This is a genomic window from Protofrankia sp. CiP1_Cm_nod4 (genome assembly GCF_982290645.1).
The window spans coordinates 1-12,221 of record NZ_CEVIVC010000121.1 but is presented as its reverse complement, the minus strand read 5'-3'; the positions used below and the strand labels follow the sequence as shown (position 1 = coordinate 12,221).

Here is a 12,221-nt window from a genome sequence, read left to right as displayed (position 1 = left end):
TGCCCGGCATTCGGGTGACGCCCGGAGCCATCGGCGTGACGTCCCGCCCGCTTCTGGGTCATGTGCGGTCACGGTGCGAGCCGGACGGACCGCTGGACGGTGGCAATCCCGGCTGGCATGCTGGTAGCCATGCCTGGTGGATCTCCTCTTTGCGCGCGCCGCGCGAGCAGATCGCCGGATCATTTTTACCAGGGACCGGGCACGGTCCCTGCACTGCCGCGTATCTGACGCGACACGCCGAGACTCAAGGCCCGGACTTTCCCCGGGCCTGTCCGGCTCCGGGATGGCCGGGTCCCGGATGAAAAGAGCCCAGATGACAAGCCACGCGCTTCCCGCCGCCACGCCGGCACCGACGGTCTCCTCGATCGCGGACGGCCGGCGGGCCATAGACGAGATCGACACACAGCTCCGCGCGCTCGTCGGCGCCCGTCTGGAGATATCCCGGCAGATTCAGGCGCTGCGTTCCGCGGACGGCGGCCCGCGCATCCAGCACGAGCGAGAAAACGCGATCATCACAGCCTGGTCGCGGGAGCTCGGGCCCCGCGGGGTCGAAATCGCCCTGTCCATTCTCACTCTGTGCCGAGGATCCCTCGCATAAGCCTTCGTCCCGCGAACGCCCCGGCCCGCGGACGCCAGCCGAGTTCCCGCCCCGAGGCACGCTCCCGGCTCCCCGGCGACGTCTTTCCCTCGGTAACGCCGTCCCTCCGCGACGCCGTCCCCAGTGACGCCGTCACCGGTGAATGCCGTCCCCGGTGATGCCTTCCCGGTCGGGTCTGCTGGTTCACGGGCTCTGGAGCCGCCGGTCGGTGGAGCTGCCGCGTTCGGGCCGCCGCTCCCACGGCCCGGGGCCGCGGCGATGCCCGGCGGTGGCGTCCTCACCTGTTCCCGCATCCGTCCCCGCGGAAGTCCCCACGGGGGTTCCCGCGGAAGTCCCCACGGGGGTCCCCAGGGACTCGGCCAGCAGCGCCCGCAGCTCCGCCCGCAGCTCGGAGCGCAGGTAGTCACGGGTGGCCAGCTCCCCGACCCGGATACGGATCGCCGCTATCTCGCGGGCGAGGTACTCGGTGTCGTCGAGCTGGCGTCCGGTCCGTTCCCGGTCCTGTGCGAGGTTGGCCCGGTCCCGGTCGTCCTGCCGGTTCTGCGCCAGCAGGATCAACGGCGCGGCATACGCCGCCTGCAGGGACAGCGCCAGCGTCAGAAAGATGAACGGGTAGTTGTCGAACCGCAGGTCACGGGGCACGATGATGTTGTAGCCGATCCACAGCACCACCACGATGCTCTGCACCACCAGAAAGCGCGCGGTCCCGATGAACCGGGCGATCCGCTCGGCGGCCCGGCCGAAGGCGTCCGGTTCGTAGGGACGGCGGACCAGCGCCGACCGGCGGGACGGACGGGGCTGATCGAGTCTGCCCGTATGGCGGCGGAGCCTCATCAGGTCCCCGCCGCACCCGAGCCACCCGCACCCGAGCCACCCAGGCTCGTGACGTTCCGGCTCGTAGCGTCCCGGCTCGTGGCGTCCGGCCCCGTGGTGTCCGGGTCGAGGTCGTGCTCCCGCCAGCCGGGCGGCAGCAGGTGGTCCAGCACGTCGTCGACAGTAACCACCCCCACCAGCCGGGCGCCGTCGTCCAGCACCGGGACGGCGACCAGGTTGTACGACGCGAGGTGCCGGGTCACCTCCTGGAGCGACGCCTCCGGCCGCAGCGGGGTGATGCCGACGTCGACGACACCGCTGACGAGCGCCCCGGGCGGTTCCCGCAGCAGCCGCTGGAAGTGGACGAGGCCGAGGTAGCGCCCGGTGGGCGTCTCGAACGGGGGGCGCACCACGTACACCTGCGCGGCCAGCGCCGGGGAGAGCTCCGGCGCCCGGATCCGCGCGATCGCCTCGGCCACAGTCGCGTTCGGGCCGAGGATCACCGGTTCGCTGGTCATCATGCCCCCGGCGGTCCGGTCCGGGTAGACGAGCAGACGCCGGACCGGCGCGGCCTCCCACGGCTCCATCAGCCGCAGCAGCCGCTCGGCATCCCCGGCGGGCAGGTCCCCCAGCAGGTCGGCGGCGTCGTCGGGGCCCATCGCCTCCAGGACGTCGGCGGCCCGCTCGTCGGCGAGCCCGCCGAGCAGCTCGACCTGCTCGTCCTCGGACAGTTCCTCCAGGACGTCGGCGAGCCGCTCGTCGTCGAGGGCCGCGGTCACCTCGACACGGCGTTTGTCGGAGAGGTCCCGCAGCAGCGCGGCGAGGTCCGCCGGCCGCAGCTTCTCGAACACCTCGAGCATGTTGGCCGCGCCCTGGTCCTCCTCCGGCAGGGAGAAGCCGGTGACCTCGGCCCAGGAGACCGTGCGGATCTCGCCGCGGCGCCGCCGGCCGATGCGTACCGCGACGTGGTCGAGGACCCAGTCCCCGCCGCGGACCTGTTCGATCGCGGCGTCGACCACGGTGGCCGGGGCGCCGGTGGCGACCAGCGTCACCTGCCGGTCCAGCAGCTCGCCGAGCACCAGGGTCTCACCGGGACGCTGGGCGAACCGGCGCCAGCTCAGCCGGGCCGAGGAGAGCACCACGGCGCCCGACTCCACCCCCGTCACCCGCCCGATCGGGACGAAGATCGGATGACGCTGCACCTCGACCGCGAGCCCGAGGACGCGGGGCGGCTGGCTACCCGGCCGCAGCATCACCACCACGTCCCGCAGCCGTCCGACCACGTCCCCGTTGGGATCGAGGACGAGCAGCCCCGCCAGTCGGCGACAGAACATCCGCCCCGACACCGCCGTCACCGCCGACCACCCGTCATGACACCCGCCCCACCGAACACCTGGCGCGACGCCCGCCACAGCCAAATACCCGCCGTCACGGCCGACCACCGCAACGGTTGATGGTTCGGCCTCACGGCGCGAGGCTACCCCCACCTTCACGGCTCCCGATCCAGGCGATGTTGTCAGTGAACGGAGCCATGACGTGGAAACCGTCGCCGTGACGAGGCCAGGAACCACGTAGTCGCTCCGTCCGCGCACTCATCTGTCCCGGTCGGGGGGCTGGGTTGAGGGTGTGGGAGCGCCTGCGGCTCACACGGAAGCCGGTTGACGCGTGTCCAGGTGAGTACGCTAAGCGAGATGGACGGATCACAGGGCACCCCGAACAGGCCCCGAGTGCGCTGCCAGCGGGTACTCGCACTCCGGGACGAGACGACAGGGCCGGTGGCGCGTCGCCCATGGCCGAGGTCCGAAGATGCGACAGCCACGATCTGCAGTACTTTTTGGTACTCGAGTTCAAGATACGTCCCGACGAGACGAAGACGGCACGGGAGGCGGAGCAGGCATGAGCGAGTCCGAGCTACCGCGTGTTCTCCGTGACGTCGAGGAGATCGACGCGGATCCCGACACCGAGCGCATGATCTATGAAGCGCTTGCGGACCTTGCGGCCGGCCGGTCGGTGATCTGTGAGAGTGACGCCGCATTCGACGCGCTTCTTGACTCCCTGTCCGCGAAGCCCTACCCACAGGCAAGCTGACTCGCTGCTTATCCACAGCGCCACAGCCTTGACGCACATGGGGCTATATCATGTGCGTCATGATGGAACGGATCGGCGTACGGGAGCTCCAGCACAACGCTTCCAGGATCCTCGACCGGGTCAAGACCGGCGAGACCATCGAGATCACCGAACGCGGCCGCCTTATCGCCGTTCTCACCCCACCCAGCGACCTCCACCAGGCGCGGGCACGGCTGATCGACGAAGGAGTGCTCCAGCCCGGCGAGGGCGGTCTCGCCGATTGGGAGCCCGGGCCCCCACGCACGGACGGGCCGGCGCTGTCGGAGGTACTCCTCGACATGCGCGCCGAGGACGATCGTTGATCTACCTGGACTCGTGCGCGCTGGTGAAGCTGGTCGTCACCGAGGCCGAGACACCCGCGCTGCGCGCCTTCCTCGGCGCGCACGCCGGATATCCCCAGGTGACCTCCCTGCTCGCCCGCGCCGAGGTCGTCCGAGCGGTACGGCGCGCCACCGCGGACGACGCCGACCTGTACAAAGCGGCGGTGACCATGCTCAACCGCCTCGACCACATCATCCTGGACCGGCCCGTCCTGGACGACGCCGGGGCGGTCGCCGGCCCGCTGGTGCGCACCCTCGACGCGATCCATCTGGCCGCCGCGCGGCGGCTCGGCGACAGCCTGACAGCGTTCGTCACCTACGACCGCCGGCTGGCCACCGCCGCCCTCGACCTCGGTTTCCCCGTCCGCGCCCCCTGATCCCAGAACCCCCTGATCCCAGAACCTTGGGAACGGATGCGGACGCGGTGGGCAGCGGTGCCGCTGGACGTATTTGTACTGCTGGACGTATTTGTGCCGGTGGACGTATTTGTGCCGGTGGCGGCCGGTGGGATGGGCTCGTCCTGTGGGACGGGCTAATAGGGCGCTCGGCGGGCCAGGTCGAGGGCGTAGGGCTGCCAGAACTCGCCGGCCGGGGGGCCGCCGTTGCAGGTGCCGTCGGACTCGCCGGGGCCCTTCACCCACAGGAACGCGTCCGCGTGCTCGTCGCCGGTCTGGGTGGTCGGGCGGGCTCCCAGCGCCCGGCCCGGCGGGTTGCACCACTGCCTGTCCGGGGCCGGGCCGCGGCCGTTGCGGCTGGTGTCGACGACGAAGTGGCCGCTGCCGCCGAGCTCGGCGACGATCTGGTTGCCGTAGGCCAGCAGGTCGGCGGTGGCGACGAAGTTCGCCGTGTTCAGGGCGAAGCCGCGCACGGCGGAGACGCCGGCAAGCCGCAGGCGGCCGGCCATCTCGGTGGCGCTGCGCCAGTCCGGCTGCCCGGCGTCGAGGTAGACGGTGGCCCCGTGCCGGGTCAGCAGCGTGCCCGCCTCGCGGATGAGCGTGTAGCGCGTCCGCTGGCCGGCGGCGGGCAGGCAGTCCGCGCCGGCGATCGCGTCCGGCTCGAGTACCACCACGGCGGGGCCGGCGCCGATGCCGGCGGCGACCTCCGAGATCCACGCGCTGTACTCGTCCGGCGAGTTCGCCCCGCCGGCGGAGTAGCCGCCGCAGTCGCGGGCCGGTATGTGGTAGACGGCGAACACCGCGACCGCCTGGGCGGCCCGCGCGCTGTCGACCCGCTCGGCAACGATGGCGCGGACCCGCGCGGTCGGGAACCAGTCGCCGAGCCACATCGCCTGCGGAGTATTCGCGATCTTGTCGAGCAGGGCCGCGTTCACGGGGTCCTGGCCGCGCAGCCGGGCCGCGGCGGCGTCCGCCTGGCTGTCGGGATCATCATAGAAACGGGCGCCGGCCAGCGGGCTGCCGGCCGCCGCGGCGTCCGGGCTGTCCGCGGCGACGGGGGACAGCGGCGCTCGCAGCGTCCCCGCGTCCCCGGGCCGGTAGCCGGCCGTCAGGACACCGGCCGCGGCCAGGGCGATCGTCGCCGCCGCGGCGAGGTGGCGCCAGACGGGCACCTCCTGCGGGATCCTGCCCAGCGGCCCCTGACGGGCCTTGCGAAGAAACGAGCGCACAACGCCTCCGGAGGCACAACGGTCGCGTCAGAACAACAACATCAAGCCCCCTCGCGGACTACTTTATGGGCTATCTACCCGATATCAGGCGATACGGACAGTGATTGTTGATACTGTGCAGTGCCCCCGATGCCGCTCGGTGGGCTGATATCGAACGCCCCCGGCCGGGCCGTACGGCCCGCTGGGCCCGCTGGCCGTCCGCGCGGGCCGGCGTTCGCCGGCAGGCCTCCCCGCCACACGTTCGCGGAGCGCCATACGGTCATCGCGGCCGGGGCGGCGGCACGGGCGGGCGGGCCTTGGGCCGGGATGCCGCCAGGGCCGGGACGGTGCCGCGCAAGGGGCCACCCGCCGGCGTCGCTGGCGCCCGCCCGCGAATGCCGTGATACTTCTCATAAGTATACGACGACCCGCACGTGATTCCCGACAGCCGGTACAGAAATGGCACGGGCCGACCACGGTACGGCGAGAAAGGAAGCGGACACCATGGGCAGGATCGCGCAGACCGATGGTCTGACGGACGTCCAGGCCGACATTTTGTCGGCTGTGCGCACATTCGTCGACAAAGAGATTCTGCCATACGCCACGGAACTCGAGCACAAGGACGAGTTCCCGGAGGCGATCGTCGAGGCCATGAAGGAGATGGGGCTGTTCGGGATCACGATTCCCGAGGAGTACGGCGGGCTCGGCGAGTCGCTGCTCACCTACGCCCTGGTCGTCGAGGAGATCGCCCGCGGCTGGATGAGCGTGTCGGGAGTCATCAACACGCATTTCATAGTCGCCTACCTCCTCATCCAGCACGGCACCCCGGAACAGAAGCAGCGGCTGCTGCCGAAAATGGCCACCGGGGAGATCCGCGGCGCCTTCTCCATGAGTGAGCCCGGCTGCGGCTCGGACGTGTCCGCGATCACCACCCGGGCCACTCCCGACGGCGACGACTACGTGATCAATGGCCAGAAGATGTGGCTGACCAACGGTGCCCGCGCCGCCCTCGTCGCGACTCTCGTGAAGACCGACGAGGGCGCCGACTCCGTCTACCGGAACATGACGACGTTCCTGCTGGAGAAGGAGCCCGGGTTCGGCACCCACGAGGGCATCACGATCCCCGGGAAGCTGGAGAAACTCGGCTACAAGGGGGTCGAGACCACCGAGATGGTGCTCGACAGCCACCGGGTGCCGGCGTCGTCGGTCCTCGGCGGCCCCGACGGCCGCGGCAAGGGCTTCTACCAGATGATGGACGGCGTGGAGGTGGGCCGGGTCAATGTCGCGGCCCGCGCCTGCGGCATCATGATCCGGGCGTTCGAGCTGGCCATCGCCTACGCCCAGCAGCGCCGCACCTTCGGCCACCAGATCGCCGACCACCAGGCGATCGCCTTCAAGCTGGCGGAGATGGCGACCAAGGTGGAGGCCGGCCACCTGATGATGGTGAACGCGGCCCGCAAGAAGGACAGCGGCCAGCGCAACGACGTCGAGGCCGGGATGGCCAAGTTCCTCGCCAGCGAATACTGCTACGAGGTGACGACCGAGTCGTTCCGTATTCACGGCGGATACGGCTACTCGAAGGAGTACGAGATCGAGCGGCTTTTCCGGGAGGCGCCGTTCATGCTCATCGGTGAGGGCACGTCCGAGGTACAGAAGAGGATCATCAGCCGCGCGCTGCTGCGGGACTACAAGCTGCAGCAGTAGGCCGCCGGACCGCCGCGGGACGCACGGCCACGAAAAACCGCGGAACCGGCGGTGCCACAAAATGCACGAAGCCGTGGAAACCGCGGAAGACTTCCCGCGAGAACTCGTGAGATATCCACGGGTTCTCGCGGGAGAACATCACGAGAAACATCGTGTGCGGCTTTAGTTTTTTATGCCGGGCACTGCTGTCGGGCCCCGGCCGAGGGCCGGCTGTCAGCCCCGGCCCCGGCCCGGCAGCCGGCCCGGAACACGGCCGGACCCAGCCACCCCACGGCCGCCCCTCGTCCGCACGGATCGTTACTCTACAGATACTGCCTGGACGGGCCGACCATCGCGCGCACGGTCTTGCCGTCGTGGAACTCGCCGATGGCGGTCATCGTCCAGTTCGGGCCGCCGGACTGGCGGACCACCTTGCACATGACGAGCCCGGTCTGCGGCTTCGACTCGGACAGGTCGAACCGGACGAGTTCGGCGCCGGTGAAGTCGTCGATCAGCCGGCAGAAGGCGTTGCGGACCTCGGTGAAGCGCTGCCCCTGGAAACTGTTCACCGTGAAGACCAGGGCTTCGACGTTCGGCGGAAGCGCGGCCAGGTCGACGAAGATGGTCTCGTCGTCGCCCTCACCGGAACCGGTGAGGTTGTCGCCGGAGTGGCGGACCGCGCCGCGGGCACCCTTCTTGGACATGAACCACACCTTGTCCACGTCCTTGCCCCGGCCGTCGAAGAGGATGCAGGAGGCGTCCAGGTCGATCTGGCGCCCGCTGTACGCGGGATCCCAGCCGAGGCCCATCCGCACCCGGGTCAGCGGCGGCGCCCCGGTCTTGACCAGCGAGACGCTCTGGCCCTTGCGCAGGGAGACCCGGCCCTTGTCCAGGTTCACGGATGCCCCGCCCCCGCCGCCGGCCGCCGCGGACGGCGGCGCGCCCCAGCCCTGCTGCGCGGCCGGGGGCTGAGGCTGGCCGCCGCCCCAGCCGCCACCCTGCGGCGGCGCCTGCTGCTGCCCCTGCGGCGCACCCCAGTAGTGCTGCTGCCCGCCAGCGGGCTGCGCCGGTGCCGGCGTCGGCGGCCCCCAGGGGCCCGGGGACGGCTGCGGCTGCGGCTGCCCCCACGGCTGGGCCGGCGGCGGCTGGGCCGGCGGCGGTGAGGACGACGGCGCGCCCCAGCCACCCCCCGCCTCGGCGGGCTGCGCGGGCTGCCCCGTCGGGGCTCCCCACCGCTGCCCCGGCGGCGGGGTGACGATCTGGGTGGGCGGGTCGACCGGCGGGGTGCCGGGGTCGTCCACCGTGATCCCGAAGTCGGTGGCGATGCCGGCGAGCCCGGAGGCGTACCCCTGCCCCACGGCGCGCACCTTCCACGCGCCCTGGCGCCGGTAGAGCTCCACGAGTATCAGCGCGCTCTCGACGGTGAGATCGACCGGGTCGAAGCGGGCGATCTCCTCACCCCGGGCGGCCCGGGCGACGACCCGCAGCCCGCTGACGGCCGCGAAGGTCTGTGTGCCGGAGCCGTCCAGGCTGCCGGTGACGACCACCTTGTCGATGTCGGCCGGCACCTGCGTCAGGGTGAACTCGAGCGCGGACGGCGGGAGCAGGCGTACCCCCGGCCCGGTGGGCTGGTTGAAGAACACGAAGTCGGCGTCGGAGCGGACCTTGCCGTTCGCGGTCACCAGCAGCGCGGCGATGTCCAACGGGGTGGACGAACTGATCTCCACCCGTACATCGGTAGTGGACAACGGTGCGTTCGCGCCCTTGCTCAGCACCTGCGCCATGGTGGCCTCCGCATCTGCCCTGTCGCCTGTCCGCCTGTCGGCATGTTGCTGATCGGCATGTTGTTCGACGCCCGCGGGCGTGACTCCCGCGAGGCCATCGTGACGGATACCGGCTCCCGGCCGACAACCGGCACCCGGCGGCCGCCCGTTCCCCCATGACGGTGGACGCGCCCGACCGGGTAACGACCCGGCCCCGATCCACGGTTCCACCTGATAGGCCTGATATGCCTCTCCGGAGCCGAAAATTTCCCGGCGCTGCCCGGATCCGGATTCGGGCCGCGTCCGGCGGATCCCCGCTCGCGCGGACCAGCGGCGCCCGGGCGGTCGATATCCACAGGGAAGCCGTCCGCCGGAGGCCGTCCACAGGGAAGCCGTCCGCCGGACGATATCCGCCGGAGGCGGCTTAGAGTCGGCGCTGTGGACGTTCCGGAGGTGTTGAAGCGGGTGGAGACGCACCTGCTGCGGGAGTTCGGCCCCGACACGGGCCGCGCGGAGATCACGTTTCTCGGTTCCGAACCGATCGAGGTGCTGCGTTTCAGCCACCCGACGGAGAGGGTCATCCGTTATGCGACCCTCGGGATGTCCCGGAGCCCGATGAGCGATCCGGCCTCCCCCGTGCTCGACCCGGCGGGGCCCCGTGCCGAACTGGTGCTCTCGCTGAAGGAGCCCCGCGACAGCGTGGCCCGCCGGCTGGCCCTGCTGGCCGCGATCCCGGCCGTCGAAGGCGTCCCGGTGGTCGCCGGGGCCGGCCTCGACCTCGGTGAACCGTTGTGGGACGGCGCCGGGTTCACCGCGGTCCTCGTCGCCGAACCCGGCGGGCTCATCCCGGACCTGCCGCTACCGGACCCGTCCCCGAAAGATCCGGCACTGGAAGATCCGACGCTGTTTGATCACGATCCGCCCGCTCCTGATCCGTCCCTGCCGGGCGGGCCCGCGGGCCGGCAGCCGGCGCGGACGCCTGTCCGCGCGCCGGTGCGTTTCCTGCCGGTCCTGCCGATGACGCCGAACGAGTCCGCGTTCAAGCGGGTCCACGGGGCGGCCGAACTGCAACGGCGCTGGCTGGCCGCCGGCACCGACCTGCGCGATCCCCGGCGCGTCGGGCTGCGTCTGGACGCCGGCGACCGGTAGGGGCACCGTCCGGCAGGGACAGCGTCCAGGAGAGATCAGCCGGTGACGGCGATGTCGGCGAGGTTCTTGACGACCGGGACGCAGATCCGTTCGACCCAGGCGTCCACCGCCTCACCGCCGGGCGGGACGACGATCACGGTGTCGATGCCGAGGCGCGCGTACCGCTCGGCATCGGCGAGGAAGGCGCCGGCGTCCTCCCGGGCCAGCGCGTCGCCGTTGTAGATGATCGTCTTGGAGATCTCCGCGTAGTCGCGGCCGACCGCGTCGCAGTGCGCCCTCAGCACGTCGAGCTTGTGTGCGACCACGTCCACCGAAGGGGCGAACAGGTTGCAGGCGTCACCGTAGGTCGCCACCAGGCGCAGCGTCCTGCGCTCCCCGCTGCCCCCGATCAGGATCGGCACGCGCGGCCGGCTGACCGGCGCCGGCACGCACAGCGTCTCGGCGAGCTGGTAGTGCCGGCCGGCGAAGGGGCCGTTGTCCTCGCTCCACATCTGCCGGCAGATCCGCAGCGTCTCCTCCAGCCGCTCGAACCGCTCGGCGACCGGCGGGAACGGCACGCCCAGCCCGTGGTGCTCGCGGTCGTACCAGGCGGCGCCGATGCCGAGCTCCGCGCGTCCGCCGGACAGCACGTCCAGGGTGGCGATGATCTTCGCGAGCAGTCCGGGGTGACGGTAGGTCACGCCGGTGACCAGCAGCCCGAGCCGCAGCCTGGACGTGTAGGCGGCGAGGAACCCCAGCGTGGTGTAGCCCTCCAGCATCGGCTCGTCGGCCGGGAACATCGCCTCCATCTGGAAGTAGTGATCCATCACGCTGAGCCGGGCCACGCCCGCGTCGTCGGCGACCCGGGCGGCACGCCCCAGGACCGGCCCGACCGCCTCCGCTCCGCCCGGCCAGGTGAACCGGACCACGTGTACGCCAAGCAGCATCGCCAACTCCTCACGTCTCACGTCTCACGTCCCGGTCGTGCCCGGGGCTTCTCGCCGGGAGGGCCGCGGGCGGCACGGTCGTGTTCTCCCGCGCCGGCTTTCCGCGCCAGAGGACGTCCCGCCGGTCCCGGAGTTCCCGCCCGGCGGTGGCGGGGCGGAAGCCCGGTCCCAACCGGCCCGGCCGGGCCCGGCGAGGCCCCGCCGGGCCCGGATCTCCGGGCCGTCACCGGCACGCGCCGGCCGTCGTCGTCCCGCCCTGTCACCACCCCGGTCGCAGCTGTATCCCGGTCGCCGCCGTCGTCCCTGCCGCCGTCCCCATCCTGACGGACGTCGGCGGGCATGGCCACGCTGGGACGGGCCGGAGCTCCCCGGGCGCGGCCGCCGTGGCCGGCGGGGCACCGCGCGTGGACACCCCACGCTCACCGCCGCGCCACCGCCCTGTCACCGCCGTGCCGCCATCGCACCTCACCACACGGTGTTCTGCCGCCATCGCCACCCCGCCGCCGTTCACCCGGCCGCCGTTCACCCGGCCACTGGCACGCTGCCAGCCCTTCGCCGCACCGCCGTCAAGAGGCGATCGAATAGCTACTTTCCGCAATTACCGATCGGGTGTGGCCGTGAATCGGGCAGGTGCCCGGCCGACCTGGAAGGATCGGGCCCGGGCGGGTTCGCGACGGCGGGCCCCGTCGTGCCGCGGCGGGGAACTCCGGGAGAGCGAGGAGAGCGCATCATGCAGTTCGGCCGGTATTACGAGGAGTTCGAGGTCGGCGCGGTCTACAAGCACTGGCCGGGCAAGACGGTCACCGAATACGACGATCACCTGTTCTGCCTGTTGACCATGAACCACCATCCACTGCACCTGGACGCGCACTACGCCGAGGAGACCACCCAGTTCAAGCGGAACGTCGTCGTCGGCAACTACGTGTACTCGCTGCTGCTCGGCATGTCCGTCCCGGACGTCTCCGGCAAGGCCATCGCCAACCTTGAGGTCGAGTCCCTCCGGCACGTGAAGCCGGTCTTCCACGGCGACACCATCTACGGCGAGTCCGAGGTGCTGGACAAGGTCGAGTCGAAGAGCAAGGACGACCGGGGCATCGTGCGGGTCGAGACCCGCGGCTACAACCAGGACGGCACCCTGGTCTGCATCTACCGCCGCAAGGTGATGGTGCCCAAGCGCTCCTACGGCGAGGCCCGTGGCGGCGAACAGCCCGGCCGCCCCGTCCCCAACGGCTCCTGACC

General features: G+C 71.3%; 12 protein-coding genes. 7 read left to right on the top strand and 5 right to left on the bottom strand.

Translation table 11 applies throughout. From position 1 onward, the window contains the following. Positions 1-313: 313 nt before the first annotated feature. Positions 314-598, top strand: a complete 285-nt coding sequence (locus AC5LSR_RS18865; RefSeq protein ID WP_250285823.1) for a chorismate mutase — start codon at positions 314-316, stop codon at positions 596-598. Positions 599-781: 183 nt separating this feature from the next. Here AC5LSR_RS18865 and AC5LSR_RS18860 read toward each other — a convergent pair whose 3' ends face one another. Beyond that, positions 782-1,432 (bottom strand): DUF1003 domain-containing protein, encoded by a 651-nt coding sequence (locus AC5LSR_RS18860; protein WP_250285824.1) that lies wholly within the window; start codon positions 1,430-1,432, stop codon positions 782-784. Continuing rightward, complete coding sequence (locus tag AC5LSR_RS18855) at positions 1,432-2,745, bottom strand: magnesium transporter MgtE N-terminal domain-containing protein (RefSeq protein ID WP_250285832.1); 1,314 nt, start codon at positions 2,743-2,745, stop codon at positions 1,432-1,434. Before AC5LSR_RS18855 ends, AC5LSR_RS18860 begins: the two co-directional genes overlap by 1 nt. A gap of 562 nt (positions 2,746-3,307) precedes the next feature. On the opposite strand from AC5LSR_RS18855, the gene AC5LSR_RS18850 reads away from it, so the two are divergent. From AC5LSR_RS18850 to AC5LSR_RS18840, 3 genes are read left to right on the top strand one after another with little or no spacing between them, the layout of a single operon-like run. Next, positions 3,308-3,499 carry a hypothetical protein gene (locus AC5LSR_RS18850; protein WP_250285825.1) on the top strand — a complete coding sequence of 64 codons (192 nt, stop codon included), beginning with the start codon at positions 3,308-3,310 and terminating at the stop codon, positions 3,497-3,499. 59 nt (positions 3,500-3,558) lie between these two features. Continuing rightward, positions 3,559-3,840, top strand: coding sequence for a type II toxin-antitoxin system Phd/YefM family antitoxin (locus tag AC5LSR_RS18845; protein ID WP_250285826.1), 282 nt, complete (start codon positions 3,559-3,561; stop codon positions 3,838-3,840). Next, positions 3,837-4,235 carry a type II toxin-antitoxin system VapC family toxin gene (locus AC5LSR_RS18840; protein ID WP_250285827.1) on the top strand — a complete coding sequence of 133 codons (399 nt, stop codon included), beginning with the start codon at positions 3,837-3,839 and terminating at the stop codon, positions 4,233-4,235. Before AC5LSR_RS18845 ends, AC5LSR_RS18840 begins: the two co-directional genes overlap by 4 nt. Before the next feature lie 155 nt (positions 4,236-4,390). On the opposite strand, the gene AC5LSR_RS18835 is transcribed toward AC5LSR_RS18840, so the two are convergent. Next, a complete protein-coding gene (locus tag AC5LSR_RS18835) occupies positions 4,391-5,482 on the bottom strand; it encodes a glycoside hydrolase family 6 protein (protein ID WP_250285828.1) in 1,092 nt (363 codons plus the stop codon). Between the two features lie 483 nt (positions 5,483-5,965). On the opposite strand from AC5LSR_RS18835, the gene AC5LSR_RS18830 reads away from it, so the two are divergent. Next, the gene (locus AC5LSR_RS18830; RefSeq protein WP_250285829.1) at positions 5,966-7,165 is read left to right on the top strand and encodes an acyl-CoA dehydrogenase family protein; all 1,200 of its coding nucleotides are present in this window, start codon (positions 5,966-5,968) and stop codon (positions 7,163-7,165) included. A gap of 302 nt (positions 7,166-7,467) precedes the next feature. Here the strand turns inward: AC5LSR_RS18830 and AC5LSR_RS18825 are convergent, their stop codons facing one another. Next, positions 7,468-8,928 carry a TerD family protein gene (locus AC5LSR_RS18825; RefSeq protein WP_493465217.1) on the bottom strand — a complete coding sequence of 487 codons (1,461 nt, stop codon included), beginning with the start codon at positions 8,926-8,928 and terminating at the stop codon, positions 7,468-7,470. Positions 8,929-9,315: 387 nt separating this feature from the next. Between AC5LSR_RS18825 and AC5LSR_RS18820 the strand changes: the two genes are divergently transcribed. Next, the gene (locus AC5LSR_RS18820; RefSeq protein WP_493468745.1) at positions 9,316-10,056 is read left to right on the top strand and encodes a suppressor of fused domain protein; all 741 of its coding nucleotides are present in this window, start codon (positions 9,316-9,318) and stop codon (positions 10,054-10,056) included. 35 nt (positions 10,057-10,091) lie between these two features. On the opposite strand, the gene AC5LSR_RS18815 is transcribed toward AC5LSR_RS18820, so the two are convergent. Beyond that, positions 10,092-10,982, bottom strand: a complete 891-nt coding sequence (locus AC5LSR_RS18815; RefSeq protein WP_250285579.1) for an LLM class F420-dependent oxidoreductase — start codon at positions 10,980-10,982, stop codon at positions 10,092-10,094. A gap of 730 nt (positions 10,983-11,712) precedes the next feature. On the opposite strand from AC5LSR_RS18815, the gene AC5LSR_RS18810 reads away from it, so the two are divergent. Further along, complete coding sequence (locus AC5LSR_RS18810; protein WP_250285580.1) at positions 11,713-12,219, top strand: MaoC family dehydratase; 507 nt, start codon at positions 11,713-11,715, stop codon at positions 12,217-12,219. The last annotated feature ends 2 nt before the right edge of the window (positions 12,220-12,221 follow it).

Coding starts and splice junctions, on each gene's coding strand:
- AC5LSR_RS18860 (WP_250285824.1), bottom strand. CDS start 1,432: ATGAGGCTCCGCCGCCATACGGGCAGACTCGATCAGCCCCGTCCGTCC.
- AC5LSR_RS18865 (WP_250285823.1), top strand. CDS start 314: ATGACAAGCCACGCGCTTCCCGCCGCCACGCCGGCACCGACGGTCTCC.
- AC5LSR_RS18855 (WP_250285832.1), bottom strand. CDS start 2,745: ATGTTCTGTCGCCGACTGGCGGGGCTGCTCGTCCTCGATCCCAACGGG.
- AC5LSR_RS18815 (WP_250285579.1), bottom strand. CDS start 10,982: ATGCTGCTTGGCGTACACGTGGTCCGGTTCACCTGGCCGGGCGGAGCG.
- AC5LSR_RS18830 (WP_250285829.1), top strand. CDS start 5,966: ATGGGCAGGATCGCGCAGACCGATGGTCTGACGGACGTCCAGGCCGAC.
- AC5LSR_RS18845 (WP_250285826.1), top strand. CDS start 3,559: ATGATGGAACGGATCGGCGTACGGGAGCTCCAGCACAACGCTTCCAGG.
- AC5LSR_RS18810 (WP_250285580.1), top strand. CDS start 11,713: ATGCAGTTCGGCCGGTATTACGAGGAGTTCGAGGTCGGCGCGGTCTAC.
- AC5LSR_RS18825 (WP_493465217.1), bottom strand. CDS start 8,928: ATGGCGCAGGTGCTGAGCAAGGGCGCGAACGCACCGTTGTCCACTACC.
- AC5LSR_RS18850 (WP_250285825.1), top strand. CDS start 3,308: ATGAGCGAGTCCGAGCTACCGCGTGTTCTCCGTGACGTCGAGGAGATC.